We start from the raw sequence: 25974 nt of genomic DNA, 5'->3' as shown, positions 1-25974 counted from the left end.
TTATGTTAATTCGACTGGAGAATTTTCCGAATCCGACTGAGTGAAACAGGCGAAATACCTAGATAAGAGGCAATATGATATTGCTTAACTCTATGTTCTAACTTAGGATACTCTTGCAAAAACTTTTGGTATCTGGTGGTGGCATCATCTAGAAGTAATTCCGCCTCCCGCCTCTCTTTTTTAATAAACAACGCCTCAACTAATTTATGATTCACAGCCTCCCAACATGGATGTGCTGTACATAGTTGGACGTATTGATTATAATCTGTAACTAACAATAATGAATCTTCTAAAGCTTCAATAAAAAAACTGAGCAGGCTGTTTTAAAATTAGCGCACTATAGGCAGTCACAAAATGATTTTCTGGACAAAATGATTTAGTAAATTCAGTACCTGCCACATTCACATAATAAAGACGAAATATCCCCGAAACCACAAATCCAATTTGCTGCGGAACTTCCCCCGCACGTATGAAAAACTCTCCAGTTCTGCAACTGAGTTGTTGAAAGATTTGGGGTAATTTTGCCAATTCATCCCCTGGAATATCAACCAGGGCGCGTAAAACATGACTCAGTTGGAGATAAGCAGGTGAAAACATACTGATGAAAGGAAGTGGTGAGGTAATAACTCTACTATGCAACGCCTCACCACTTCCTTCATATTCTTGGGGATTAGGGTATAGGGATGTATACAAAATCCCTATACCCAATCTTCACAAAAAATCTTTGTGCGTCAGTCCTTCTAAAATTAACCGTTAATAACTTCTCCGCCATTTACATGAATGACTTGACCAGATATATAAGAAGCATCATCAGAAGCTAAAAATACATAACTGGGTGCGACTTCTTCTGGTTGTCCTGCTCTTTGCATGGGTACTTGTTTACCGAAAGTCTCGACCTTTTCTTCAGGAAAAGTTGAGGGAATTAATGGTGTCCAAATAGGGCCGGGTGCTACTGCATTGACCCGAATTCCCTTTTCTACCAAATTTTGGGATAACGAACGAGTAAAAGCGACGATCGCACCTTTGGTAGAAGAGTAATCTAATAATTGGGGATTGCCTTTATAAGCAGTTACAGAGGTAGTATTGATAATAGAACTACCTTTTTTCAAATGTTTTAATGCTGCTTTGGTTAAGTAAAACATCGAAAAAATATTAGTGCGGAAAGTCCGTTCTAATTGTTCTTTGGTAATATCTTCAATGCTTTTTTGGGGGTGTTGTTCCGCTGCATTATTTACTAGGATATCCAGTTTACCAAACTCACCTAGAGTTTGTTGAATCGCGTTTTGGCAAACAGTTTCATCGGTAATATCACCTGCTATTGTTAGCGCCCGCCGTCCTTGTTCTTCTACCAAACTTTTGGTTTCTTTTGCATCTCCGTGTTCGTTGAGGTAAACAATCGCTACATCTGCACCTTCTTTAGCAAATGCGATCGCTACAGCCCGACCAATACCACTATCTCCACCTGTAATCAATGCGACTTTATTTTTTAATTTACCACTACCCCGATACTGTTCATCATCAGCTTTAGGTCTTGGTTGCATCTCAGATTCAGTACCTGGTGGTTGTTGCTGCTGTGGTGGTTGTAATGTTTCTTTTTGTGTTGATACTGTCATCGCATTGTCCCTACAATTAATATTGTGCCAAAATTCGCCGATATAAAAGTCAGAAACAGAAGCTTTGTTAAACATGAATAAATAAACCTTGGATCGAAAACTCAAGCCAAGGTTTACTAATAGATTTTGCTTTCACTTACATATAGTAAATGGCTGCATTTTTACCCCGGATATTAGCCAAATTTAATCTACTGACATTAATGCTCCCCACACCCTAAACACGCTCTTAATCTGACCACGGAAAACAAAGTACACAACTCTACTTATCGATAAAGAATTTAAGTCTCTTCATCTGTTTTTAAGGTATCTATTAACTTATAAGTATTAATCACTCTCTAGATGGAAAGCGATTATCTGCTAACTCAATCTGAAGGGTGAAATGATAGCAGTTCTATTTGGGATAAGAGAGACAAGGATGACAAGGGAGGCAAGGGAGAGATGTTTGTAAATGATTTAGGATGGTTATATTCAGGCGTTATACCCAGTTTCAACTAATAATTTTGAAGCGTAATGCCTCAGTAATTTAAAATTGCTATGTATTCCCAACTACAACACATTTTATCTTGATGACTAATAAAACATTGGGTTTAGAAGAAAATTTATATGAATATTTGCTATCTGTTTCTGTGCGGGAAGCAGAAATATTAACGCAATTACGCCAAGAAACCGCCCAACATCCAATGGGAAGGATGCAAATTGCACCAGAACAAGGGCAGTTGATGTCTTTGCTGGTGAAGTTAATAGGAGCGCAGAAAACTTTAGAAATTGGGGTGTTTACGGGCTATAGTACTTTGGTTGTGGCGTTAGCACTACCAAAAACAGGCAAAGTCGTAGCTTGTGATATTAGTGAAGAGTTTACCGCGATCGCTCGTCGTTATTGGCAACAAGCCGGAGTCGCTGAAAAAATAGACTTACATATCGCCCCAGCACTGGAAACTTTGGATAGCTTATTAGCCAGTGGTGAAGCCGAAACCTTTGATTTTGCCTTCATCGATGCTGACAAAAGTAACTATGATGGTTACTATGAGCGATCGCTACAACTAGTCCGTCCGGGTGGATTGATTGCCATTGATAATGTTTTATGGTCAGGTAGAGTTGCAGATCCCGAAGTCCAAGACAATCGCACCAAAAAAAATCCGCGCTTTCAACCAAAAACTCCACCAAGATTCCCGCATCACCCTCAGTTTAATTCCCATCGCCGACGGCTTGACCCTAGCACGTAAAAATTAACTCTCCACAATACCTTTGCGCCTTTGCGCCTCTGCGTGAGATAAATAAACAATGTCCGAAATATTTGCCACTACTGGAACCATTGCCGCGATCGCTACTGCTGTTGTCCCCCAACAAGGTAGTGTCAGTATTGTGCGCGTCTCTGGTTCCCAAGCAATGGCTATTGCCCAAACATTATTTCACGCCCCCGGAAAGCAAGCTTGGGAAAGTCACCGCATCCTCTATGGGTATATCCGTCATCCCCAGACGCAACAACTAATAGATGAAGCTTTACTACTAGTAATGAAAGAACCGCGTTCTTACACTCGTGAAGATGTGGTGGAATTTCATTGTCATGGTGGAATTATTGCTGTTCAACAGGTTTTGCAATTATGTCTGGAAAATGGCGCAAGACTAGCACAGCCGGGAGAATTTACCTTACGGGCATTTTTAAATGGCAGACTCGATTTAACCCAAGCCGAAAGTATTGCTGATTTAGTCGGCGCGAAATCTCCCCAAGCCGCCCAAACTGCCTTAGCTGGTTTACAAGGAAAGTTAGCTCATCCCATCCGCCAGTTACGCGCCAACTGTTTGGATATTTTGGCAGAGATTGAAGCGCGAATTGATTTTGAGGAAGATTTACCCCCGTTGGATGATAAAGGCATCATATCAGCAATAGAAAAGATTGCCGCAGAAATTACTCATTTATTAACAACTAGAGATCAAGGGGAATTGTTGCGTACAGGCTTAAAAGTGGCAATTGTCGGTCGTCCGAATGTGGGTAAATCGAGCTTATTGAATGCTTGGAGCCGGAGCGATCGCGCCATTGTCACCGATTTACCTGGCACAACCCGCGATGTAGTGGAATCGCAATTAGTGGTGGGTGGTATTCCTGTACAAGTGCTAGATACAGCAGGTATTCGAGAAACCGCCGACCAAGTGGAAAAAATCGGTGTGGAGCGATCGCGCCGTGCTGCTAGTGCAGCCGATTTAGTTTTATTCACCATCGATGCGAGTGCAGGTTGGACAGAAGGCGACCAAGAAATTTACGCCCAAGTACAAGATCGTCCCCTAATTTTAGTCATTAATAAAGTTGATTTAGTGGATGAAACTACAAGCCAACTTCTACAATCTAAAATTCCCAATATTCAATCTCAAATCCTCACCGCCGCTTCGCAAAATCGAGGGATAGATGATTTAGAAACAGCAATTTTAGAAAAAGTTCAACTCGGCAAACTTCAAGCGGCTGATATGGATTTAGCTATTAATCAAAGACAAGCAGCTGCTTTAACCCAAGCTAAAATTTCTTTAGAACAAGTACAAGCTACAATTGCTCAACAATTACCCCTAGACTTTTGGTCAATTGATTTGCGTGGTGCAATTCAAGCATTAGGAGAAATTACAGGCGAAGAAGTTACCGAGTCGGTTTTAGATCGCATTTTTAGCCGCTTTTGTATTGGGAAATAGACTTTAGAGATGAACCCGGAGGGGGAAAGTAGCGAATTCATTAAGAAATTGAATGACTATGAATTAGCTTATATCATGTCAGGCAAATCAGTGATGATTCAACACATCTGTGCAGAAAGACAAAACTCTTTCTCCCCCTGCTCCCTGCTCCCTGCCCCCTGCGGTCTTTATGATAAGTCTTTTACCGGACATGAGATTACGTCGTAGCAATTAGAAGTAATCATGGAGTCTGGCTACCAGTCATATCATGTCCGGTTAATTAGTTGTGATTCCCACAATCTTTGCACCACCCCACCCCCCAACCCCTCCCCGTCAACGGGGAGGGGAGACATAGCGTAGCTGTGGCGGGGTGGGGTTCTTCGGTTTTTGTAAGTAATCAAGCGGACATGATATCAATCAGAGCGTTAGGGCTAATAAGTGGTGCAAGTCGCACTTTATTGTTTAGCGATGAACTGCAATTCGCTTACCAGGGTCTTGTTTTTTTACCCACGCTAAGAATTTTTGCATTTGTGGTTCATTAGAGAGTTTTTCTAGAGTATTGAGTTCTTTAGCCAGTAGCTTGTTATCAAATAAAGCATGAATTTGACGATGGCAGGCAGAACATATATTTACTGTTGGACTTGGATCTTGTTTCTTGCGTTTGGTATTTTGTCTTGGCACTAAGTGATGGACAGTTAAATGTTCCATCTGTCTTTGGCATAGTTCACATTGCTGTGGTTGATTGTTAGACACCTGCTAATTTTGCTAAAACCCTATCTAATAGAATAGCTATCACTCAACGCATTCTGCACGCGATCGCCCTACCTGGTTTTTAGAGGAAAATTTCTGAGCGATCGCTCATCAAAAGTAAAATCTAAAAAACTCTAGCACTCACAGAGATTAACGGTTAACGCTACTCATATCAGAGTATCGCTCACCTGCTGCCACATTTTTGGGTGCAACAGTTTCAAGTTGATTTAACTCTTGTTCAGTCAGGGTAATTTCGGTAGCTGCAACATTTTCCTCCAAGTAAGTACGGCGTTTTGTACCCGGAATGGGGACAACATCTTCTCCTTGAGCTAAAAGCCATGCTAGTGCAAGCTGACTAGGAGTTACCCCTTTTGCGGTAGCAATTACCTTGACTTGCTCTACTAATTGCAGATTTCTAGAAAAATTCTCACCTTGAAAGCGAGGAGAATGTCTGCGATAGTCGTCCGGTGCAAGATCATCAGGACTGGTAATTGCACCTGATAAAAACCCTCTTCCCAATGGGCTATAGGCAACAAACCCGATTCCTAATTCTCGCACAGTCGGCAAAATTTCATCCTCTGGTTCTCGACTCCAAAGAGAATACTCTGTTTGTAGCGCAGTAATGGGGTGAACTGCCGCAGCCCGCCGAATCGTGTCAGGAGCAGCCTCCGAAAGTCCTAAATAACGCACTTTTCCTTGCTGCACTAACTCTGCCATTGCTCCTACAGTATCTTCAATAGGTACGGTTGGATCTACCCGATGTTGATAATAGAGGTCAATCACTTCAACTCCTAAGCGTTGTAGCGAAGCATCACAGGCTTGATGGACATATTCTGGTCTGCCACTAATTCCTTTCCAACCACCATCTTCAGTACGGACATTGCCAAATTTGGTTGCTAAAACTACTTGATCCCGGAAACCTTTAATTGCTCTACCTACTAATTGCTCATTAGTAAAAGGCCCGTACATATCAGCAGTATCAAGAAAATTAACACCTAGTTCCAATGCTCGATGAATCGTGGCGATCGCCTCATTTTCATCACGACCACTATAGAACTCAGACATTCCCATACAACCAAGTCCGATAGTTGAAATTTCTAACCCTTGTTTCCCTAGCTTTCTAGTTTTCATTCACAATCTCCTAGTCAGTAATTGGAAAGAGAAAATAGAATCTTTCAGCATAATCTCTTTCCTGATCACCTAGTCATCCATTATTAGAGGTATTTACCCCTCTTCTGTTACTTTCCGAGTAACAGAAATAAAAGAAAAAACTCTGCATTTATCCCTGGCTAGATATTTTTTCAAATTCTCATTGATTGCCAGGATTTAATCATCTAATTCAAATTTAAAGTGAAACGGGACTATACAGGGCTGGCTGTTGGTCGGACAATTACTTCATTAATATCCACATAATCTGGTTGAGACACGGCATACAATACTGCTTGAGCGATCGCATCTGGTTGCAGTGAAACTTTGCGGAATTCTTTTAACGCATCTTTGCCTGACTCTTGGCTAATATCAGAACCAAGCTCCGTCTCAACTACACCAGGAGAAATTGTTGTGACGCGGATATTTTTGGATTCCTGGCGCAGTCCTTCCGATATTGCCCACACAGCATATTTTGTCGCGCAGTAGACCGCAGCTGTAGGATATACAGCATGAGCAGCAATGGAAGCAGTATTAATAAACTGACCACTACCTTGGGCTTCCATTATCGGTAAACCAGCAGCAATTCCATTCAATACGCCATGAATGTTGACGTTAATCATGTTGTCCCATTCCTCAACTTTCAAGTCGTTGAGCCGCGACAAAGGCATAATACCTGCATTGTTATAAATAACGTCAATCCGTCCAAACTTTTCCACAGCAAAGTCAATAAACGCTTTCACATCTTGGCGACTGGTTACATCTACAGCTTTGAATTCTGCTTGACCGCCAGAGGTGTGAATCTCTGCAACAATTTTTTCTAGCTTTTCAGTTCGTCTTGCGCCTAAAACAACTTTTGCACCATGTTTTGCCAATAATTTAGCAGTCGCTTCTCCAATCCCGCTACTAGCACCTGTGATGGCAATAACTTTATTTTCCACGTTGAACATAATAATTTTCCTTGATGTTCAGAGACATATATCTTGGGAGGCTTGATTTTCTCTAACTGACTTAGTTGCCTAATTCTTTCGCCTGCCCTTTTGTATATGTTCATAATATTGGCAATACCAAGATGTTGAAATGCCCAAAGATCGCAATTCCTTGCCTAATCCTCCAAAGATTTACTCGTATAATGAGTGAGTGAAGGGGAATGGGAAATTATTATGGCGATGGAACTACTGACGCAAACGACAGTTATAGCTGAATGTCAACAACTAGCAGCATTAATAGAAAAACACACCACTGCGAAAGGAAACGGGACTCATAAAACAGCGATTCCTCAGATGGAATTTATGCGGGAGTCGTCACCCAATACAGCAATCTGCGCTGTTTATCAACCAATTTTAGCGATCGTGCTTCAGGGTAAAAAAAAAGGCCTTGCTGGGTGAAGAAAGCTATTTTTATGGCGAAGGTCAATATCTGGTTGTCTCCGTTGATTTGCCTATTAATGGATTTGTTGTAGAAGCAACACCAGATAAACCCTATTTAGGATTCAAGCTGAATTTAGACCCGGTTCAACTCTGTGAGATCATTACCCAAACCAGACCAAACATCGATAAAAAAGAACAATCTGTCAGAGGCTTATTCATTAGTAATGCTTCGTCATCTTTGCTTGATTGCGCCATCAGACTCACAAAGCTTTTAGATACGCCCCAAGATATTCCCATCCTCGCACCCATGATGATACGAGAAATTTATTACAGGCTATTAATAGGTGAACAAGGAGAAGCTGTACGCCAAATAGCTACATCTGGTAGTAATATGCAGCGCATTGCTGAGGTAATTAAACTTATTAAAACTGAATATACCAAACCAATGCGAATCGAAGATTTAGCAGAACAGGTGAGTATGTCGGTTTCATCTTTCCATCACCATTTCAAGAAAGTTACTTCCATGAGTCCACTGCAATATCAAAAGCAATTAAGACTCTTGGAAGCACGTCGTCTGATGCTTGTCGAAAACTCCGACGCGGCGAATGCGGCTTATCAAGTCGGTTATGAAAGCCCATCACAATTCAGCCGTGAATATTCCCGGATGTTTGGTGCGCCACCAGTTAAAGATGTCGAACGTTTACGTCTATTGATAGCAGGTGATAAAAAGTAGAGACGTTGCATACAACGTCCCTACACAACCTATTATTTTCAATTCGCCGTCCACCAAGCCAAAGCATAAGGTTGAGTGGGAAGGTTGACTTGTTGGCGAAACTGCACACGGATTTTGTAATTACCATTTGCCGGAACGGGACAGAAAATATGTTCTACACTATCAATTGGGCTAATGGAAGAACAAACAGCAGCAGTTTCAGAGTTTTTCGCATCAGCTTTGACTAAGTAGAGGTCAAGATTATTCAACCCCTTATCGCTAAAGCTTTCGCCAATATCAAACATCTGGTTTTGATTGCGATCGCTCAACTCAACCAATCTATCCCAAGCCAGTGTAATAGAAACAAAACTTCCTTGCTTCAAAGATTTGCTTAACTGATAATCAACTACATTTCCCGCCGTGACTTGGCGATAATCCCAACCAACTGCGGAAACAGCTTTTGTCGGTTCCCACTGACCCGCACTAAACTGTTGATAAGCCCGAAAAGCATTTAAATGACCCGTTCCCATTTGAGCATCTAAAGGAATTTTTGGGTCTTTGTAAGCATCAGACTCTAACCAATTGAGATTTTGTTTATCGATGAGTGTCCGCGTCATCCCTAAGCGTAAGCCGTTCCCACTGTCTTGGACTTTATCGGCTGAGTTGAGTAAAACTGCTTTCATCACTTGATGACGACGACTGTCAACACTCCAGTTAGACTTTTTGGTTCGGAGTTGGCGATCGCCAAATTCTTGTAACAACGCTACAGTTGCGGTAACATGCGGTGCTGCAAAACTTGTACCAGTAGCTTTATTAATTTTGCCGTCAGGATTCAGCAAAGGGATATTACTCCCAGGCGCAACTATACTAACAGCACGACGACCATCAGCATTAAACTCTCTTCCGGCTAACCTACCACTCACTCCCTGATTCAACCCCGCCAGGTTAGAAACATCTACTTTATTAAAAATTCCACCCCGTCGGGATGAAAAAGCCACGTTAACTCCATTAAAATTATCTGTAGGAATCGGAATACCCCCTTTACCTTGATTGCCGGCGATCGCATACAAAACATCGTGAACCCGGCTCGACCAATCAACACACATCGTTAACAAAGCATTCCCATCTAGAACAGCATCCGGTCGTGGATCACGGTTGAGGGGTTCGCCAAAGCTAAAGTTAATCGCGCGGATATCGCCACCGTTTTGTAGTGCTATGTGCTGTGCTGATATACACTCTTCTGGCTGACCCATATTTTTCGTAGATCCTACAGCCGAAGAATACAGCCTCGCTCCTGGTGCTACCCCTGGTAAAGCCTTATCTGTACTCACCATCACCCCAGCCACATTATAAGCGTGGGGGTCAACACCCGTGTTTGATTTCGCCGGGCCATTGCGTAAAAAAACCGCCGCCAAAGATATCGTGCGATTTTTTGAGACCGCTTTATCCCACCCAAACATTCCCGGACGACCGATTTCTACTTGACCAATGGCTATCTTACGACCGATTAAATTGTAAGGAGGCTGATGTAGTTTTAAAGCATCAATACCATTTGTTCCTAAAGAGGTTTGTAAACCTGAAGCCATTACAGGCACACTCAAACAAGAAGCACTCAAACCCCAAATTAGCCAGTTTAGTTTTTTGTTCATAGTTATTAGGCAATGGTCAATAGTCAATAGTCATTTGTCAATGGTCAATAGTTCTTCTTTTTTCCCCCTTCCTTTATCTCCTCCCTTACCATTTCCTGACAAAGCAAAATTAAATTAACGAGAATTACTCAATATTTTGTTACAGCATTTTGTTACAATGCCTACAGACGAGGACGCTTAAAAACCCACTAGCCATGACCCAAAACCGATCTGAAAAGCCCATTGTGATTGCTCCATCTATCCTATCAGCCGATTTTAGTCGTCTGGGTGACGAAATTCGCGCAGTAGACGCAGCTGGAGCAGATTGGATTCATGTTGATGTAATGGACGGTCGTTTTGTACCTAATATTACGATAGGCCCTCTGGTTGTGGAGGCGATTCGTCCGGTTACTACAAAGCCTCTGGATGTCCACTTGATGATTGTGGAACCAGAAAAATATGTCGAAGGTTTTGCTAAAGCAGGTGCAGATATTATCTCTGTACACGCTGAACATAATGCTTCCCCACACTTACACCGCACACTCGGTCAAATTAAAGAACTTGGTAAACAAGCAGGGGTAGTACTTAATCCTTCCACACCCTTAGAATTTATTGAGTACGTGCTAGAACTTTGTGACTTAGTACTCATCATGAGCGTTAACCCCGGTTTCGGTGGTCAAAGCTTCATTCCTGGCGTATTACCAAAAATTAGAAAACTGCGCCAGATGTGCGACGAACGCGGACTCAACCCCTGGATTGAAGTTGATGGTGGATTAAAAGCCAACAACACCTGGCAAGTTTTAGAAGCAGGCGCTAATGCAATTGTTGCTGGTTCTGCTGTATTCAACGCCAAAGATTATGCGGAAGCAATTACCAATATCCGCAACAGCAAACGCCCTACACCAGAATTAGCAAAAGTTTAATCACATAAAGTTTTGCATTAATTAAAACAGGGTGGACAATTTAATATTGTCTACCCTATTTTTTTGCTTTACATTCAAAACCCTCACACCGATTCTTAACTGTCACCTATCACTTATCACCTGCTTCTCGCCCAACTGCTATTTTTCCAAAAGATAAAAAATAAAGTAGCTGAAACTAAAGCCCCAAGATTCCATTTCACAGAATTTTTGAGTAAGTTTAATCGCTGAGTCGATTGATTAGCTTGCGCTTGCAATTTGATTCTCTCTTTAGCTTGAGAAACTTCAGACAAAACTTTTGTTTTTAATTCTTGTGGATTACTTGCATCTACTGAACGACCTTGACTTTTCAGAAAACTTTCGATTTGCTCTGGTTTAGCTTGGCTCAATCGCTGTTCAACTTGTTCAGCTTGAGTTATTTGCTGCTGAGATAAGTTGTTAATTTGATTATAACTTTGTTTACTAAGTCTAACAGTATTACTCACACCAAGTGGTATGAGTAATATAAATATTATTGCCAATAACAAACTTAACCAAGATAGCAATTTGACAGCCAAAAATTCCCATTTAGCTCTAGCATTTAATTCACCAAAAAATACTAATGCTAAACCAATTAAAGCTACAGGTATTCTTTCAACTAATGCACCAAAAGTCTGAAATTCCCAAACAGGATTCATAATGCTAGGTGGCACAAAAGTTTCCACCGTATCGAATAAAGCTAATAACAATAATCCATAACCAAGGACTCGCAAAATTGTCATTGAGCCTACTTGGTTAAAGGCAAATTCCTGCAACTCTTGAATTACAGGAATCAATTTATCAGTGTTTGATTTGGTCATAATTTCTAGCAAATGTTATATCACGATAAAATCTAAGTCTGACTTGTGATTTCTGTTGGATGAAGTTTATCAATGTAAACTTCGCTTCTGATTTCCTCCAATTTGGGCTTTTTAAATGATTGCTTTTGGATAACGTTCACAAAAACTACAACTATACAGCCTAGAGTGACAGCTAATAATAGAATCCGCAATTTACTCCAAGTCTCCATTAGCTTTCAGCCCTTGTAATATTCTTGTCTTTCTCTGCTTTTTGATTGAGTAAGAGCCAGTAAAATATACCAAAAAGTATGACTGTAATCACCCCAAATATTAAAGAACCATCTCCAACATGCCAAAATTTAAAAGAATTCTGATTTTGATTCGCTGCAATAACAGCTAAAATTGCCACTCTGACTGCGTTCACAATAAAAGCAATAATTACAGCTACTATCGGCACAAATATTCTTTTTTTACGTTCTGGGGGGAACATTAATAAACCAATTACAGCTAACCCTAAAAGATGGCATATCCACTCAATACCAGCGCAATTTTCAGCTACTTTAATTCCACCTGTAGGTAAATTTATATAAACATCTTGGAGATATACGTCAAACCCAGCATACCAAAGCATTAATGTAGATAATTTGGCAGTTAAAATAGATAGGGGTTTAATATCTAATAAAGCAAAGATTAAGACTTTAGGAACACCAGCAAAAAAAATAATTACTAATTCTTGCCAATATTGCTTTAATCCCTGCCAGCCAGAAGCCAGTAAACTCAGTCCCAACGCCGCCACAAAAGGCGCTAAATGAGTATAAACTGCAAATAATTTTCCAGACGGAAAGTGTGTACTATACCAAAGTACAAAGCCGATTAAAACTGTACCTAAAATACTAGAAATAACATCACTTTCTAATTTAAGTTTATGTTTTTTATCTCCTAATAGTGAGAAGACAGCTAATAAAGCTAAAACTGTCATTCCTAGATGAGAATCATCATCTGCTTTCCAAATTATTGTTAAAAGTATTGCAACTAAACCTCCGCCTATTCCTAATAACCACAGTTGAGGGTTGGTGAGTGGTTGGTGAAAAACGCGAGTTGCTTTCATGTATTTTCAGGTTAAATAATTTATGACTATATAATTAACTTATGATAAGAATTTTTAGTAATTATTTATAATGAGGTTAGTATTAAATACTACTACTTAAGTAAATATAATCAACCTTTTTTATAAATTTTTATTAAATCTTTAAGTTCATAAGTTGGTTACATTCCTGTCGATTCAGCGATAAATAACTTATTTGCAGGCTTTAGTTGTCATCATTAGTTGATGAATTATGTAAATTTTGTGTGAACTGATTTTCTGATAATACTAAAAAAAAGTATTTTTTTATACTTTTATTATGTATGAGGATAAAAGTATTTCTCCAATGGTTGAAATGCACAATTGTTATAATATTGCAAGCATTAATATGCAGATTTTGATGTTTTCTAGTCTTGCATTTTTGTATGAGATATTTACAAAGTATTAAGTACTATGGACAAGAAATTGCTGTAATCAATTTCTGATTAGAATTTAAGTGAGTAATTTTTAAGTTTTTATTATTCAACAATATGAACGCGGGATTTGTGCATAAGATTCCTATGCTGCCCCTTGTACTCTTGTGGCTGGCTTATGCCTTACTGGGATGGTATTTGGCGGTACATCACATTGTTTGGTTAGTGGGAGCTTTTATTGCTGCTGTGGCTATAGCTGTTGTCCGCAGAAGTAATGCTTGGCTGGAAGAGTTAACGGCTTTTGGTTCTAAAATTTTAATTGTAATTTTAACTTTAGGTGCATCAGTTGCTTTAGTGGCAACTTGGTCAGTATTGTTTAGTTTGTTTTTAATACCGATCGCAACTACATTGTTAGCAGATTTAGAAATGCGTTTTGCCGGCTTCGACAAAAAAGAATCATTTCGGGTGTTAACGTTCTTGGCAGGAACAGGTTTATTTATTGGTGAAGCAGTAGATTTGCTCTTCTTCCCCAGTAGTAGATTTTAAAGCTGGCGGAGATATTCAGGCGGAACAGCATCTACTAACCACACACCATTGTCAGAACAGTAGAAAATGTAACCCGCCTGATACATAGTCGCTGCATCCACGGCAAAAACTACGGGTTTACCATGTCTTGCGCCGACAGTTTTGGCTGTGGTTATATCCTGTGATAAATGGACATGATGGCGAGACATTTTGCTGAGTCCGGTTTGCAAAATAGACTCAACAGCTTTGTGTCCAGTACCGTGATACAGCACATCAGGTGGGACAGCAGGTAGTAATTGTAAATCAACTTCTACGCTGTGTCCTTGGTTAGCGCGAATTAAAGTACCTGTAGAGTCAAAACTAAAGCGTTGTTTATCGTTGGTGGCGACTACTGCTGCTAATTCCTGGCGAGTAATGGGAAACTTATGTTTAGCACAAGCCGCTAACAGTTCATCCACTGCAACCCAACCACCAGGCGCAAGTTGAATACCTAAAGATTCTGGTTGGTGGCGGAGATATTTGCTTAAGAATTTACTAATTTTGACTAGGCGGGGAGTGTTCATAAGTGGAGGCAGGACGCAGGGTGAGAAGTAGAATCTTTAACTCAGCAGGTACACTGAGCGAAGTCGAAGTGTACAGCACTTAGAAATTTGCCATCGCAAAAATTTCCTTCAATATCATAACTACTGCAATTCCTATCATTAAAATCAGTGTCAGCTTACCGCCAGGAACAAACTGATTTGTGTGTTGCAGTTGTTGACGTTGTTTCCAGGTGGCTAATGCGGGAATAATGCCACCTAAAATTGAGATGCTAAAAGTACCAGCAAAATCTAAAGCGGTGAAGAAAATGCCAGGGTTAATTGCACCTAAACCGATGGGTGGTAGTAAAACCAGAGAATATAAAGGTAAGCGGCTAGTGGGTTTGGTTTGTGTCTTGGCAAAAATATCTTGGAAGAAGTCTAACAAACCGTAAACAAAGCCAATAAAGGATGTAGCGATCGCAAATTCTGAAAAAATAGACACTAACACTCCTAATAATTCTCCACCGCCGCCAGCCCGCAGCACTTGGATGGGGTCAAACATAGTTGTACTATGAATCATCTCAGGGCTGACACTGCCCAAAATCACAGCATTCCAAGCTAAAAACATCACCAAAGGAATTGCTGAACCAATAATAATTGACTGGCGAACCTTACGACTATCTCCTTCTAACTGCGTTACCACCACTGGCACAATGTTATGGTAAAACAGGGCAACTAACATCACTGGTACAGCCGTGCCTAAAGCACTCCAGTTTTGAAATAGAAAATGTACACCTTGGACTTGGGTAACTCCTAATAACAAGAGTCCCAAAAAAGACACAATAACAATTCCCACCAAGAAGTTATTCAATTTTTCAATAAATTTTCCCCGTCCTAAATACATAATGCTACCAAACAGCAGTGTAAAGCCTGCGGTTCCTACCCAATTAGGTAATAAATTCTGTCCGCCCCAAAGATGAGAAACCGCAGATATCAAAATTTCACCACCTTGGGTAACATAAGCTACTAATAAAGCATAGTGGAGTAACATATATGCCACACCAGCCATCCGCGCTCCCTTAGTTCCCAAGGTGTTTTCAATCATAGCTAATAAGCCTACACTGGGACGACCAGCCAAACGCATGGTATTAATACTAACTTCGGCAATTAATAAACCAGAAACTAGAGTATACAACCACACAGCAATTAATAAGACTGTAGAAGGAATCACACCAGAAGGCAATGTCACCGCAGGTAACGCTAAAATTCCCGCGCCTACGGTTGTACCTGCAACTAAGGCGGTGCTTCCCAGAACACTCCCTGGTTGATGAGTCAGTTTGTTACCCTCAACTTGCACATGAGAAAACAAGCGCGTGACTTCTTGTTGATGTGTCTGGAAAGCCGTCTTAATTGTGGTCATAGGAGAGAATGTTAACTTATGTAACCAATTATCTTAACAGAGACTTTTGGTAATCAGTATTTGGTTAAAAAATGTGATTAATGAGACTTTGTTTTATTTAGTGGACGAGGTGATAAGGGAGATAAGGGAGACAAGGGAGACAAGGGAGACAAGGGGACAAGGCTTTTAATAGTTTCACCTGTAACCTGTAGCCTGTAACCTATCACCTACTCACAACAAAGCAATTTTTTGCTTGGGTGTATAACTAGGGAAGACTTTACTTAGTTGGGTGTCATTTACAGATAAATGTCGTGCTAAGACATCAGAAATTACGTCTCGGAAATCGGTGGTAACAGCTAAGTCTCGTTTTTCATAAAGTTGGGCTGTTTCTAAACCAGGCCATTCGCCGTAAACTTTACCACCACGGACTTTGCCGCCTAAAATCCACATAACATTGCCATGTCCGTGATCTGTGCCGCCGTTGCCATTTTCGCGTAATGTCCTGCCAAATTCAGACATGACTAATATGACTGTGTTTTGATAGGCGGGGCCTAGACTTTGGGCTAAGGCGGCTAATCCTTTGCCTAAACTTCCTAAGCCTCTGGCTAAGTAACCGCGATCGCTACCTTGATTTACATGGGTATCCCAACCACCCAAAGCCATAAATCCTAATTCAATTCTCGGATCTTTAGCCATGAGTTTGCCTAATCTTTGGGCATCACCCACAAAGCCATCGGGTAGGGGTGCGCCATTATTAGCCATTTTCATTTCTTGGTCTAAGTCTGCCATCAAAGCTTCACGAGCAATGCGTCCTTGATGATAAGTTTGACTGAGGGCATCATTACCACCGTACAATCGGTTAAATGCGGCACTTACTTGTGGTCTATCTATGGCGATTGGTTTGTTAGCATTTCTCCCAGAAGCTAAATTAGCAACTGGCATTTGACCATTTAAAATGCGCGGTTTGGTTGTACCGACACTCACAGCTTGGATGGGTGTTTTATTGGAGATAGCACCCATTAAGCGATTCATCCAACCTTCGCTCACTTTTTGGTTTCCAGGAATGCCAATCTCCATATAAAACTGCGCGTCAAAATGGGAACGAGAAGGATCAGGAGAACCCGCAGCATGAACAAAGGCTAAATTTCCTTGTTGCCAGAAGGGCATTAATGGGGCTAGGGCTGGATGTAAACCAAAGTGGCCATCTAAATCTAAAACGCCTTTTTCTTGTCCCGGTTTGGCAAGGGCGATTTTTGGTCGGGCTTGATAGTATGCTGGCTCTGCATAAGGCACAACGATATTTAATCCATCTGCACCACCACGCATAAAAATTACAATTAAACGCTGGCGATCGCTTTTCTTGGTAGCGGAATGCACTACCCAGGTATTACAACTAATAGAGGCGATCGCAGTTGTCGAAAAAAAGTCCCGCTTGGATCAAAAAATCACGTCTTTTCATAAGTAGTTGCACAAAATTAAATTCATTTGTGGAGATAGGGAACAGGGAATGGGGAACGGGGAACAGAAAAGAATGTGTGCATTAATTTTGTCTGGATACTTGTAGTCAACACGCAGTGTTTACTCAGCACTCAGCACTTTACTAACGACGCATAAATTCGGGGCTACCCAAGACTAATGCGGCTTTGAGTTCTGGAGGACTAGCAGCGATCGCACTTTGGGTTTTGGGTGATAGAGAATTACCCAAGGTGTTAATTAGCTGAGTTGCATCCAGGGGTTGAACGCGGTTAATGCTTTTATTTTTGGGCGAATTATTGGCTGTACCTATCAGAGGTAAGCGACCACTACCTAACGCAGTGGCAAAACTCAGGCGACGGTTTATTGCTTCGGGATTCAACCAGACATCTTGTGTATTTTTGTACCCGTCTGGAGTGCGACAACCGTACACAGGCATTTCTAACTGTTCCAGGTTGCGAGACAGAGGTATGGTGTTGTTCACCTCTAGGCCTGTAGCCCGGACTGCGGAGACAGTATATTGAAATGGGGTTTTAAATTTGGCGTTGAAATATTTTTTATCCCAAAATTCTGGGCTTTGGAATAAAGTTTCTAAAACTGCGCGAATATTGCCATCAGTATTACGAAAGCGTTGTGCCAGACGATCAACTAAACTAGCAGGAGGGCGATCGCTCACAAAATACTGAGCCAATTGATAACTAATATGATGGGCTGTCGCGGGACTTTTCGCCAATATATCTAAAGCTTGTTCACCTTCAGCTTGACCACTAGCTTTAATAGTACGTCCTAAAAAAACCTTATCATTGGGATCATGAAACCTGGGGTCAAAGTAAAATACCGACTTGCCATTTGTCTGTTGACCTGAGCCAGCTATTCCCCAACCTGTAAAAATTCTCGCCAAAGCAATCACATCTTGTTGAGTATAGCCACCATCTGCACCCAGAGTATGCAGTTCCATCAATTCTCGCGCATAGTTTTCGTTTACCCGTGACGTAGCGCCAGGACGGCGACTAGCTTTGTTTTGGGAGTTGTCTAAATAAACTAGCATTGCGGGATGATGGGCTGTGGCTCCTAGTAAATCCCGAAATCGCCCTAAAGCATAAGGTCTGATTGCTTCTTGTTCGTAAGCTCCCACCCAGTAGCGAGCATTTCCTTTACCAGAATAAACATTGAAATGGTTATACCAAAAGTCCACCATCACTTCTTGCAGTTGGCGGTTACTGCTGGTGGCTCGTAGTAACCGTGCTTTCACGGCTTCTTGTAAAATTTTGCCGCCTCTCTTTTGCAGGGCTTTTTTTTCTTCTGGGGTTGCTTGCGGTGGAGCCTTAAGATAGTTTCTAATTTCGACTGTATTTAAATTGAGTGTTTCTAGTTGCGAAAGCTGGCGGGTAAGGCTGGGTGGTTCTGATATGGAATTGGGTGAGAGTTGTGCTTTAATATAACGCTCTACACCTACAGACTCGACTTTTTGAATCTCTCCAGGTTTCGCCCCAAAACTCAACCGATTAATTACGTGTAATATTTTTGGATCAACAGGCTTATTAGCTGCATAGATGGGGTCACTTCCTGCCAACAAGATGAACAGCAACAATACCAAATATCTGGGTTTGACTGTCATAACTTGAGTTATCCTTTCTCAGTTGGCGAACACATCGTTATTTGACTGGCAAATGCGAAAAAAAGTTCAAAATCTCCTCAGTGAATTACTGGATAAATTTAGCTACCTTTGCTAAATCTACATTACCACCACTGATAATTACACCTATTTTTGCGTTTTTTACTGACAGCACATTGCTGAGTAAGGCGGCTGCGGCTAATGCACCAGTGGGTTCAACGACGATTTTCAGACGTTCCCAAAGGAAAAACATACTGTTAATAATGGCAGTTTCGGAAACTGTCACCATATCATCAACGTAATTCAGCACTAAGGGAAAAGTTAATTTACCCAAGCTGGGAGTCCGCACACCATCGGCAATGGTAGGTGGGTTAGTTACAGTTTGCAGAGTTTTGCTGTGAAAGGAACGAGTTGCATCATCAGCTAATTCTGGTTCCACACCAATAACTTTACACGTAGGTAACAGGGCTTTGGTAGCGATCGCACATCCTGATATTAATCCGCCACCACCACAACAAACTAGTAAATAATCTAATTGCCCAACTTCTTGAATGAGTTCTAAGGCTGTGGTTCCTTGTCCGGCGATGACATGGGGATGATCGTAAGGCGGAATCAAGGTAAGATGGCGATCGCTGGCTAGGGTTTTGGCTAATTCTTCGCGGTCAGTTTCGTGGCGATTGTATAAAATCACCTCTGCACCATAACTGCGGGTGGCTTGTTGCTTCACTTCTGGCGCATCATCAGGCATCACAATAGTGGTGGGAATCTGGAGTAACTTTCCCGCCAGAGCGATCGCTTGGGCATGATTTCCAGAGGAAAATGTAATTACACCCTGTTGTTTTTGAATTTCTGACAACTGCACCAAGGCGTTATAAGCACCCCGAAATTTAAATGCACCTGTACGTTGAAAATTTTCGCATTTAAAAAATACTTCATTTTGGGTGCGATCGTTCACCATTCTCGAAGTTAGCACCGGAGTCTGATGCACAACCCCCGCCAGTCGTGCTTGTGCTGCTTTGACATCGTCTACAGTGACAGAATGATGCTGTGACATTTTTATCAGGTTGAGCAAAATAGAATTCAGAAGTTTGGCTAGTTGATGAATCAATGATGAAACTCCCCAGAATTGAACGTAGCATCACTTCATCTATCGAGAAGAAGACATACAAATGCGTCTCAAGGAACAAGGAAATCTAGCAGTTTCGCTGAATAAATGTAAATAGCGTTAAGCGGATATTACTTGACTATTCACGATTTTTTAATAAAATCGCCATCATTATGCACACATCGTTGAACGACAACCAGTGCAGCAAACTTAACAAAAGGAATCGGATCATTGTGATGATTGCCGTTGTAGAAGCTATAGAAGAGTGCCGACTTGCAGCTATCACAGCTGAATTTCCTGGTGAGTGTGGGTTAGAAATGCTCAAAGGTTGCCTAGAAGACGAAGCACAAGGCTGGTCAGACCAAAAATTTCAAACTTGGTTTGAAGGTATGGAATTAAAATATGGACAACGTAGCCCTCTTGGCATTTCTATGATCAGTTTGTACAGGAGTGTGATGAAAGTTATCAAGACTTGCGATCGCCACTTGAAAATCGAGCAAACCTATCAATAAATTTAAACAAACCGCTGTGTAAATTCCGCAATTAAATCTACTCTTCCTTTACGTAACATGGCGGGGTCTAATCTTTCTGTGGTGTTGCAAGTCATCAATACTACTAACCTCTGCTTCATTTGCAGCCCAGATTCATCAATGACGCTTTGGTATAAAGTGCCATCCAACAAACTTAAAATATGTTCAGTTTTGTTATTAGATTGGGCAATTTCCGAAGCACGATTTTGGGCTAAGTTATCGGCTTCGTTAATAATAATACAAATCCGTTCTAAGTAAGTTGGCGGGACAAAATTAGCGATCGCATCATGATCCAAAATAAAGATCACAAACCCTAAAGGCATAAGAATTTCTTTGGCTACGGCTTGTGTCCAGGCGGTTTTACCTGTACCTGGTTCGCCATGTACCACCACCGCTAACTGATTTTGATTGAGAACTGCTTGCTGTAAGCTATCCGTAAAGCTTTGAATATCGGCGGGAAATGTGCGAATAGGGTATTGGCTGTGAACTTTACCCACACGACTTTGATAACCACTTAACATCACCGCTAAATCGTAGGTGGCTTTGTTAATTAATGGTGCTAAATCTCTAGCCATTAAAGTATACTGCCGCCTGCCGCGATCATAGGGTTCAATTTGCAGCCAAACATCATACATTTCCCAATAAGCATTGACAGTATTGACAACATCTAAACGTTCCCAACTGACAAATTTTTCCACAGGAAAATAAAAATCTCGCTCAGAGTAATATTGAGTGATTATCGTGGGTCTGCCTAATATTTGTAAGACTCTGATAACAGTAATTTCCTGTAAGCGATTCAAAACATAATCAATAGGTATACTGTTACGGCTCACAAATTGTAATATTGGTGTTTCTGTACTCAAAACATCTTTATAACGATGGTCTGGTGATTGGGGATCTGGTGTAATATAGTTCCAAAACTTTTCTACTTCATAACGAGTATTTTCTGAGGCGACAGCAAATAAGTTTGCCCACCAAGTAAAATTATTTCTCCCCAAAACTTCACTGAATGTACTGGCTAAATTAAAAGTTTTTTGGGCAAATTCCTTAGTATCATTCTGCGCTAGTTGCCATAGAAATTCCCAATCTAAATCCCTTTGTAATGGTCGCCAACCACTAGTGAGTAAGTTTTGCTGTTTATTGTTATTGGATGTGCTTTCGTTACCACTAAAATAATCAAATTCCATATTTTTACTTCTTGTAAAAATGTTTGCTCAACTATAGCAGTCCTATTTGATTTCTCAACTATTTGTAAAGGTAGAAAATAGTCAGTAGAGGGTGGGGAGTCGGAAATCAATTTATTATTTACAACTCATTCAAGAATGCTATGTGTATGTCCAGGTAAAGAAAAATTACTTAACTTAACCTTTCTCATCAAAGTGATATGAGACTTAAAATTTTCCAGAATTACGAGGGACGATAACTACATACTACAAGTATAGTCAGTTTTTATGGCAAGCAGGTAGATACGAAATAATCTTATGTTACAATGTATTATAAATAGTCGTCAAGGTATTTTCACTTTTAAATATTAAGTAGCTTTGACAAATAGTATTCCCACTCCCAGACCAAATCTCTACAATTTTAACTGTAGCTTGGTATCAATTGAGGTTTGGAGCCAATTGATGCTAACTGTATGATGGAAAAAGTAGCACCAAGTAAAAAGCTGACTTTGTTGGAACTTATCAAAAAAGAGGTATAAAAAATGCAGAAAATTTTAGCTTTTGGGATGAGTAAATTCTTACATATCTTACTAGGCATAATCGTTATTGCTGTAGTTAGTATAACTAGTAATTCGGCATCGGCGATCGCAGCTAGTATTTGGGACAACGAAACAGAATCTTATTCAGGTAGCCAAGAAATCATAGTTTATCGTAGCCCTAGCTGTAGCTGTTGTGGAGATTGGATAGAACACGTAAAAAAACATGGTTTTAAAATCAAGCAAGACATCAAAACCGACGAAATAGAAGCAATTAAGCAAAAATATAATTTACCTTCAGAATTCGCATCCTGTCACACCGCAATTATTGACGGTTATGTGATGGAAGGTCATGTTCCCGCCGATGACATCAAGCGTTTTCTCAAGCAAAAACCCCAACTGGCAGGTTTAGCCGTTCCAGCCATGCCTGTAGGCACACCAGGAATGGAAATGGGAGATACCAAACAGCCATTTTCTGTAGTTGCCTTTAATAAAAACGGCGAACTACAAGTATTTAATAGATATGAATCTTATTAAAAAACTTGTATTGAAAATAGGGAGTGGGGAGTAGAGAAAATAAATTTTTATTGTTCTTGATGATTCTCACTCAAGAAATATCTTGTAACTTTTATGACGATCGCAATCAACCAACTCACCCAACAGCAACCACTCAGCTTTGACGAATTTCTCGCCCATTATGGCGACAACAACCGCTATGAACTGATTGATGGAGAAGTATTCGACTTGGAACCAACAGGCTTACATGAAGAAATTGCAGCCTTCATTACTACCAAGATATGTGTCCAAATCGATGCAAAAAACTTACCTTGGTTTGTCCTGCAACGAGGACTATTACGCCCTTCCAACACAGGTATGACAGCATTTCGTCCTGATGTTGCAGTTGTTGATCGCAATCAACTTACGCAAGAACCACTGTGGTCTGATCAATCAATTTTAACCCTAGGTAGTTCGCTAAAATTTGTCGCAGAAGTTGTTAGTAGCAACTGGCAAAATGATTATGCCCGTAAGCTTGAAGATTACGCAGTTTTAGGCATTCCCGAATATTGGATTGCAGACTACGCAGGTTTAGGTGGTACTCGACACATTGGCAAGCCCAAACAACCAACCTTATCTATTTGTACTCTAGTGAATGAAGAATATGAAATTCAGCAGTTTCGAGGTTATCAAACCATCGTTTCTCTAACATTTCCAGATTTAAAACTAACAGCTGAACAAATATTGCGGGCTGGGAGGTAAAATCGCTATCACGTTATCATGAAAACATTTCAATTTCATCTGCGTTTATCTGCGTGCATCTGCGGTTTTTATTTAAATCTAATTATTCTTTACTACCTACTAAAATAGACTCCTATATGAATCTTCAAGAAGTCAAGTATCAATTTCCAGAAGCGGCGGGTGACATTGAAATACTCGAAAACCTAGGTTTTACTTCCCGTAGTACTAGTTGGATTGCTACCCTTGACATTGAACAAGCACAAACAGCTTGTTGGTTACTAGGAAGAGTAGGTAATGAACAAGATGCTGATGTCCTGATTCGTATTTTGTCTAGTCAACGTTCTGAATTATGGATGCAGGCGGGAACATCCCTGAGTTTAATAGCAACTGAAAAACACCTCAAATCTTTATTGTCGATTTTATCCACTAGTTCTGATCCTATACAACGAAATAGTGTGGTGTATGCGCTGGCTTTTCTGTCAAATTGCGAAGTCAATCAAGAAGTGATGAGTGTGCTGACCGAAGTAGCCGCTAACACATCTGAGGCTGCTTTTATTAGAGCGCAAGCATTAGAAGGAATTGGTAATAAACTCTCTCAAGACTTACCAGCAAATCTATATCAGCAAGCAGTGAATGTCATTATTCAAGGTTTAGATGATGCTGAAGCTGAAGTGAGATTTTGGTCATGTTTTGCTGTTGGTGCGCTCAACATCCAGGAGACATTACCCAAGCTGCAACTATTGGCACAGACTGATAAAACAATCGTACCAGGGTGGTGGTCTGTGGGTGAAGAAGCCGAAGATTCCATCACTCTGATGAATGGAGGCGAACCACCACTGCGTGAACCGTACAATTCGCCTATTCATTGACACCTTTACATAGTTCCCACTTGCCGAGTGCGTATGCGTTCTGGGCTACCTGTAGGAATGGAAGCAATTAACTTTTGTGTATATGCTTGTTTTGGTTCGCGGTAGATGCTTTCGGCTGTGCCTTGTTCGACAATTTGACCGCGATTCATAACTAAAATGCGATCGCTCATAAATTTCACTACACTTAAATCATGGGAAATAAAGATATAAGTCAGTTGAAATTCATCTTGCAATTCTTTCAACAAATTCAATACTTGCGCTTGTACCGATACATCTAGCGCCGAAACTGATTCATCACAAATAATAAATCTTGGATTTAAAGCCAAAGAACGGGCAATACAAATCCGTTGACGCTGACCACCGGAAAACTGATGTGGATAGCGGTTCATTGCATCTGGACTCAAACCCACCCTTTCTAACAATTCCGCCACTCTGTCGCGCCGTTGTTTCACTGTCTTACCCACAGCGTGAATTAACAACGGTTCCATAATTGCGTCGCCAACTTTTATCCGGGGGTCAAGGGCGCTAAAGGGGTTTTGAAAGACAATTTGCATTTCCCGTCGGAGTCTCTGCAATGCTTCACCCTTCAACTTGGTGATATTCTGCCCATCAAAAATAATCTCACCACTGATCGGTTCAATTAATCGCAACAAAGTCCGACCAAGAGTTGTTTTCCCGCAACCAGACTCACCCACTAAGCCTAAAGTTTCCCCTGGTTTGACATCAAAAGAAACATCATTTACCGCCATGTTGTAGCGTTTTGTTCCACCAAAAACACCCCTTACCGGGAAACCCACTTTCAAATTGCGGATTTGTAATAAAGGTGGTTTTTCTTCTAGATTGATCAATCGAGTATTAATTTCTTCGGGTGTGACTTCTGGCGGCTGTGGTGGTTCCTTCGCCTGAATTAACAAATCTCCGTTGACTGTTTCCTCCACACTCATATAATCTGCAACCGTCAGTAGTTTGTGAGGACGACGGTTAAGGGTGGGGCGACAAGCGACTAATCCTTTGGTATATGGATGTTGTGGATTACTAAAGATATCTGCGGCTGCACCATATTCCACAATTTTACCCTTATACATCACCCCAACTTTATCGGCAATTTCCGAGATTAATCCCAAGTCGTGGGTGATGAAAATCAACGCCATCTCGCGGGTTTGTTGCAATTCTCCCAACAAATCAATAATTGTAGCTTGCACCGTCACATCTAAGGCGGTGGTTGGTTCATCTGCAATTAACAGCAAGGGGTTACAAGAAATTGCCATTGCAATCATCACCCGTTGCAACTGTCCGCCGGAAAGTTGATGGGGGTAACGGTCTAAGATGGCTTCTTTATGCTGTTTTACCAACTGCGCCAGTTTGTAATCATCTGGTGTGGGTGTATGGGGGTTAGTCTGCGGCCAAGTTTCGAGATATTGTTGTTTGATGAGTTCATCGCTAGGCAGAAGTTTAACTTCTTGTAAACCTGCGATCGCAATTTGTCTAGCTTCAGTTATCGAAACATTTTGATGGCGCATAATCGCTTCCGTTAGCTGAAACCCAATCGTATAAACTGGGTTCAGCGAACTCATCGGTTCTTGGAAAATCATCGCCAAGTCACCGCCACGGTGTAGCTGCATTTGTTCTGGCGGTAACTCGACTAAATTAATCGGCTTGGCTTCTGGCTGCTGACGAAACCAAATTTCTCCACCACTCACTCTACCGGGAGTTTGTAACAACCCCATAACCGCAAGGGAAGTTACAGATTTGCCACTTCCCGATTCTCCTACAATTCCTAGAGTTTCCCCCCGATGTAGTTCAAAAGAAATTCCATCTACAGCTTTGAGACTGTTGTCATCACTGGAAAATTCAACTTGGAGATTGCGAACCTCTAGGACTGTTTCTCTCATA

General features: G+C 41.0%; 25 protein-coding genes and 1 pseudogene. 10 read left to right on the top strand and 16 right to left on the bottom strand.

The window, feature by feature from the left end:
• Positions 1 to 5: 5 nt before the first annotated feature.
• The 3 genes from ACX27_RS33305 to ACX27_RS03825 all read right to left on the bottom strand — a co-directional run bounded on the left by ACX27_RS33305 (position 6) and on the right by ACX27_RS03825 (position 1613).
• Positions 6 to 215: a cyclic nucleotide-binding domain-containing protein gene (locus ACX27_RS33305; protein WP_235526486.1), complete on the bottom strand. Its 210-nt coding sequence runs from the start codon at positions 213 to 215 to the stop codon at positions 6 to 8.
• Positions 216 to 297: 82 nt separating this feature from the next.
• Entirely contained in the window at positions 298 to 693 is a 396-nt protein-coding gene (locus ACX27_RS33300; protein WP_235526485.1) for a Crp/Fnr family transcriptional regulator, read from the bottom strand.
• 53 nt (positions 694 to 746) lie between these two features.
• Positions 747 to 1613, bottom strand: coding sequence for an SDR family oxidoreductase (locus ACX27_RS03825; RefSeq protein WP_062298122.1), 867 nt, complete (start codon positions 1611 to 1613; stop codon positions 747 to 749).
• Between the two features lie 566 nt (positions 1614 to 2179).
• Here ACX27_RS03825 and ACX27_RS03820 point away from each other — a divergent pair.
• A pseudogene (locus ACX27_RS03820) lies at positions 2180 to 2843 on the top strand (class I SAM-dependent methyltransferase).
• Positions 2844 to 2894: 51 nt separating this feature from the next.
• Entirely contained in the window at positions 2895 to 4289 is a 1395-nt protein-coding gene (mnmE, locus tag ACX27_RS03815) for a tRNA uridine-5-carboxymethylaminomethyl(34) synthesis GTPase MnmE (RefSeq protein WP_062288651.1), read from the top strand.
• Between the two features lie 441 nt (positions 4290 to 4730).
• On the opposite strand, the gene ACX27_RS03810 is transcribed toward mnmE, so the two are convergent.
• From ACX27_RS03810 to ACX27_RS03800, 3 genes are all read right to left on the bottom strand, one after another.
• Positions 4731 to 5021 carry an HNH endonuclease gene (locus ACX27_RS03810; protein WP_235526484.1) on the bottom strand — a complete coding sequence of 97 codons (291 nt, stop codon included), beginning with the start codon at positions 5019 to 5021 and terminating at the stop codon, positions 4731 to 4733.
• 147 nt (positions 5022 to 5168) lie between these two features.
• A complete protein-coding gene (locus ACX27_RS03805) occupies positions 5169 to 6149 on the bottom strand; it encodes an aldo/keto reductase (protein ID WP_062288644.1) in 981 nt (326 codons plus the stop codon).
• Positions 6150 to 6379: 230 nt separating this feature from the next.
• Positions 6380 to 7114 (bottom strand): SDR family oxidoreductase, encoded by a 735-nt coding sequence (locus ACX27_RS03800; RefSeq protein WP_062288641.1) that lies wholly within the window; start codon positions 7112 to 7114, stop codon positions 6380 to 6382.
• 213 nt (positions 7115 to 7327) lie between these two features.
• On the opposite strand from ACX27_RS03800, the gene ACX27_RS33295 reads away from it, so the two are divergent.
• On the top strand, positions 7328 to 7552 hold the full coding sequence (locus tag ACX27_RS33295; protein ID WP_235526483.1) for an AraC family transcriptional regulator N-terminal domain-containing protein: 225 nt from the start codon (positions 7328 to 7330) through the stop codon (positions 7550 to 7552).
• Positions 7542 to 8267, top strand: a complete 726-nt coding sequence (locus tag ACX27_RS03795; protein ID WP_235526482.1) for an AraC family transcriptional regulator — start codon at positions 7542 to 7544, stop codon at positions 8265 to 8267. Before ACX27_RS33295 ends, ACX27_RS03795 begins: the two co-directional genes overlap by 11 nt.
• A 38-nt stretch (positions 8268 to 8305) precedes the next feature.
• On the opposite strand, the gene ACX27_RS03790 is transcribed toward ACX27_RS03795, so the two are convergent.
• Entirely contained in the window at positions 8306 to 9895 is a 1590-nt protein-coding gene (locus ACX27_RS03790) for a S8 family serine peptidase (protein WP_062288638.1), read from the bottom strand.
• A 194-nt stretch (positions 9896 to 10089) separates the two neighbouring features.
• Between ACX27_RS03790 and rpe the strand changes: the two genes are divergently transcribed.
• Complete coding sequence (gene rpe / locus ACX27_RS03785) at positions 10090 to 10797, top strand: ribulose-phosphate 3-epimerase (protein WP_062288635.1); 708 nt, start codon at positions 10090 to 10092, stop codon at positions 10795 to 10797.
• Positions 10798 to 10913: 116 nt separating this feature from the next.
• Here rpe and hpsJ-A read toward each other — a convergent pair whose 3' ends face one another.
• Positions 10914 to 11633, bottom strand: coding sequence for an HpsJ-like protein, cyanoexosortase A-associated (gene hpsJ-A / locus ACX27_RS03780; protein ID WP_062288632.1), 720 nt, complete (start codon positions 11631 to 11633; stop codon positions 10914 to 10916).
• A 208-nt stretch (positions 11634 to 11841) separates the two neighbouring features.
• Positions 11842 to 12720 carry a cyanoexosortase A gene (gene crtA, locus ACX27_RS03775; RefSeq protein ID WP_062288631.1) on the bottom strand — a complete coding sequence of 293 codons (879 nt, stop codon included), beginning with the start codon at positions 12718 to 12720 and terminating at the stop codon, positions 11842 to 11844.
• 506 nt (positions 12721 to 13226) lie between these two features.
• On the opposite strand from crtA, the gene ACX27_RS03770 reads away from it, so the two are divergent.
• Positions 13227 to 13655: a hypothetical protein gene (locus tag ACX27_RS03770; RefSeq protein WP_062288628.1), complete on the top strand. Its 429-nt coding sequence runs from the start codon at positions 13227 to 13229 to the stop codon at positions 13653 to 13655.
• Here ACX27_RS03770 and ACX27_RS03765 read toward each other — a convergent pair.
• The 5 genes from ACX27_RS03765 to ACX27_RS03745 form a co-directional block, all read right to left on the bottom strand.
• On the bottom strand, positions 13652 to 14197 hold the full coding sequence (locus tag ACX27_RS03765) for an RNA 2'-phosphotransferase (RefSeq protein ID WP_062288625.1): 546 nt from the start codon (positions 14195 to 14197) through the stop codon (positions 13652 to 13654). The two genes, ACX27_RS03770 and ACX27_RS03765, sit on opposite strands and share 4 nt — an antisense overlap.
• A gap of 79 nt (positions 14198 to 14276) precedes the next feature.
• Positions 14277 to 15575 (bottom strand): amino acid permease, encoded by a 1299-nt coding sequence (locus ACX27_RS03760; RefSeq protein ID WP_083468661.1) that lies wholly within the window; start codon positions 15573 to 15575, stop codon positions 14277 to 14279.
• 210 nt (positions 15576 to 15785) lie between these two features.
• Positions 15786 to 16931, bottom strand: coding sequence for a DUF1501 domain-containing protein (locus ACX27_RS03755; protein ID WP_235526481.1), 1146 nt, complete (start codon positions 16929 to 16931; stop codon positions 15786 to 15788).
• Between the two features lie 223 nt (positions 16932 to 17154).
• Positions 17155 to 18645, bottom strand: coding sequence for a DUF1800 domain-containing protein (locus ACX27_RS03750; protein WP_062288617.1), 1491 nt, complete (start codon positions 18643 to 18645; stop codon positions 17155 to 17157).
• Between the two features lie 85 nt (positions 18646 to 18730).
• Positions 18731 to 19696, bottom strand: coding sequence for a threo-3-hydroxy-L-aspartate ammonia-lyase (locus ACX27_RS03745; RefSeq protein WP_062288615.1), 966 nt, complete (start codon positions 19694 to 19696; stop codon positions 18731 to 18733).
• Positions 19697 to 19980: 284 nt separating this feature from the next.
• Here ACX27_RS03745 and ACX27_RS03740 point away from each other — a divergent pair, with 284 nt between their 5' ends.
• Entirely contained in the window at positions 19981 to 20259 is a 279-nt protein-coding gene (locus ACX27_RS03740) for a hypothetical protein (RefSeq protein ID WP_144427391.1), read from the top strand.
• Between the two features lie 2 nt (positions 20260 to 20261).
• Here ACX27_RS03740 and ACX27_RS03735 read toward each other — a convergent pair whose 3' ends face one another.
• Complete coding sequence (locus ACX27_RS03735) at positions 20262 to 21464, bottom strand: AAA family ATPase (protein ID WP_062288609.1); 1203 nt, start codon at positions 21462 to 21464, stop codon at positions 20262 to 20264.
• A gap of 542 nt (positions 21465 to 22006) precedes the next feature.
• Between ACX27_RS03735 and ACX27_RS03730 the strand changes: the two genes are divergently transcribed.
• The 3 genes from ACX27_RS03730 (at position 22007) to ACX27_RS03720 (ending at position 24081) form a co-directional block, all read left to right on the top strand.
• The gene (locus ACX27_RS03730; RefSeq protein ID WP_418006832.1) at positions 22007 to 22513 is read left to right on the top strand and encodes a DUF411 domain-containing protein; all 507 of its coding nucleotides are present in this window, start codon (positions 22007 to 22009) and stop codon (positions 22511 to 22513) included.
• A 93-nt stretch (positions 22514 to 22606) separates the two neighbouring features.
• The gene (locus ACX27_RS03725; protein WP_062288603.1) at positions 22607 to 23233 is read left to right on the top strand and encodes a Uma2 family endonuclease; all 627 of its coding nucleotides are present in this window, start codon (positions 22607 to 22609) and stop codon (positions 23231 to 23233) included.
• Positions 23234 to 23349: 116 nt separating this feature from the next.
• Positions 23350 to 24081 carry a HEAT repeat domain-containing protein gene (locus ACX27_RS03720; protein ID WP_062288601.1) on the top strand — a complete coding sequence of 244 codons (732 nt, stop codon included), beginning with the start codon at positions 23350 to 23352 and terminating at the stop codon, positions 24079 to 24081.
• A gap of 5 nt (positions 24082 to 24086) precedes the next feature.
• Here ACX27_RS03720 and ACX27_RS03715 read toward each other — a convergent pair whose 3' ends face one another.
• Positions 24087 to 25973, bottom strand: a complete 1887-nt coding sequence (locus ACX27_RS03715) for an ABC transporter ATP-binding protein (RefSeq protein ID WP_062288598.1) — start codon at positions 25971 to 25973, stop codon at positions 24087 to 24089.
• Position 25974 lies beyond the last annotated feature (1 nt).

This window comes from Nostoc piscinale CENA21 (assembly GCF_001298445.1).
Taxonomy (GTDB): Bacteria; Cyanobacteriota; Cyanobacteriia; order Cyanobacteriales; family Nostocaceae; genus Nostoc_B; species Nostoc_B piscinale_A.
This window is presented reverse-complemented; position numbering and strand designations above follow the sequence as displayed.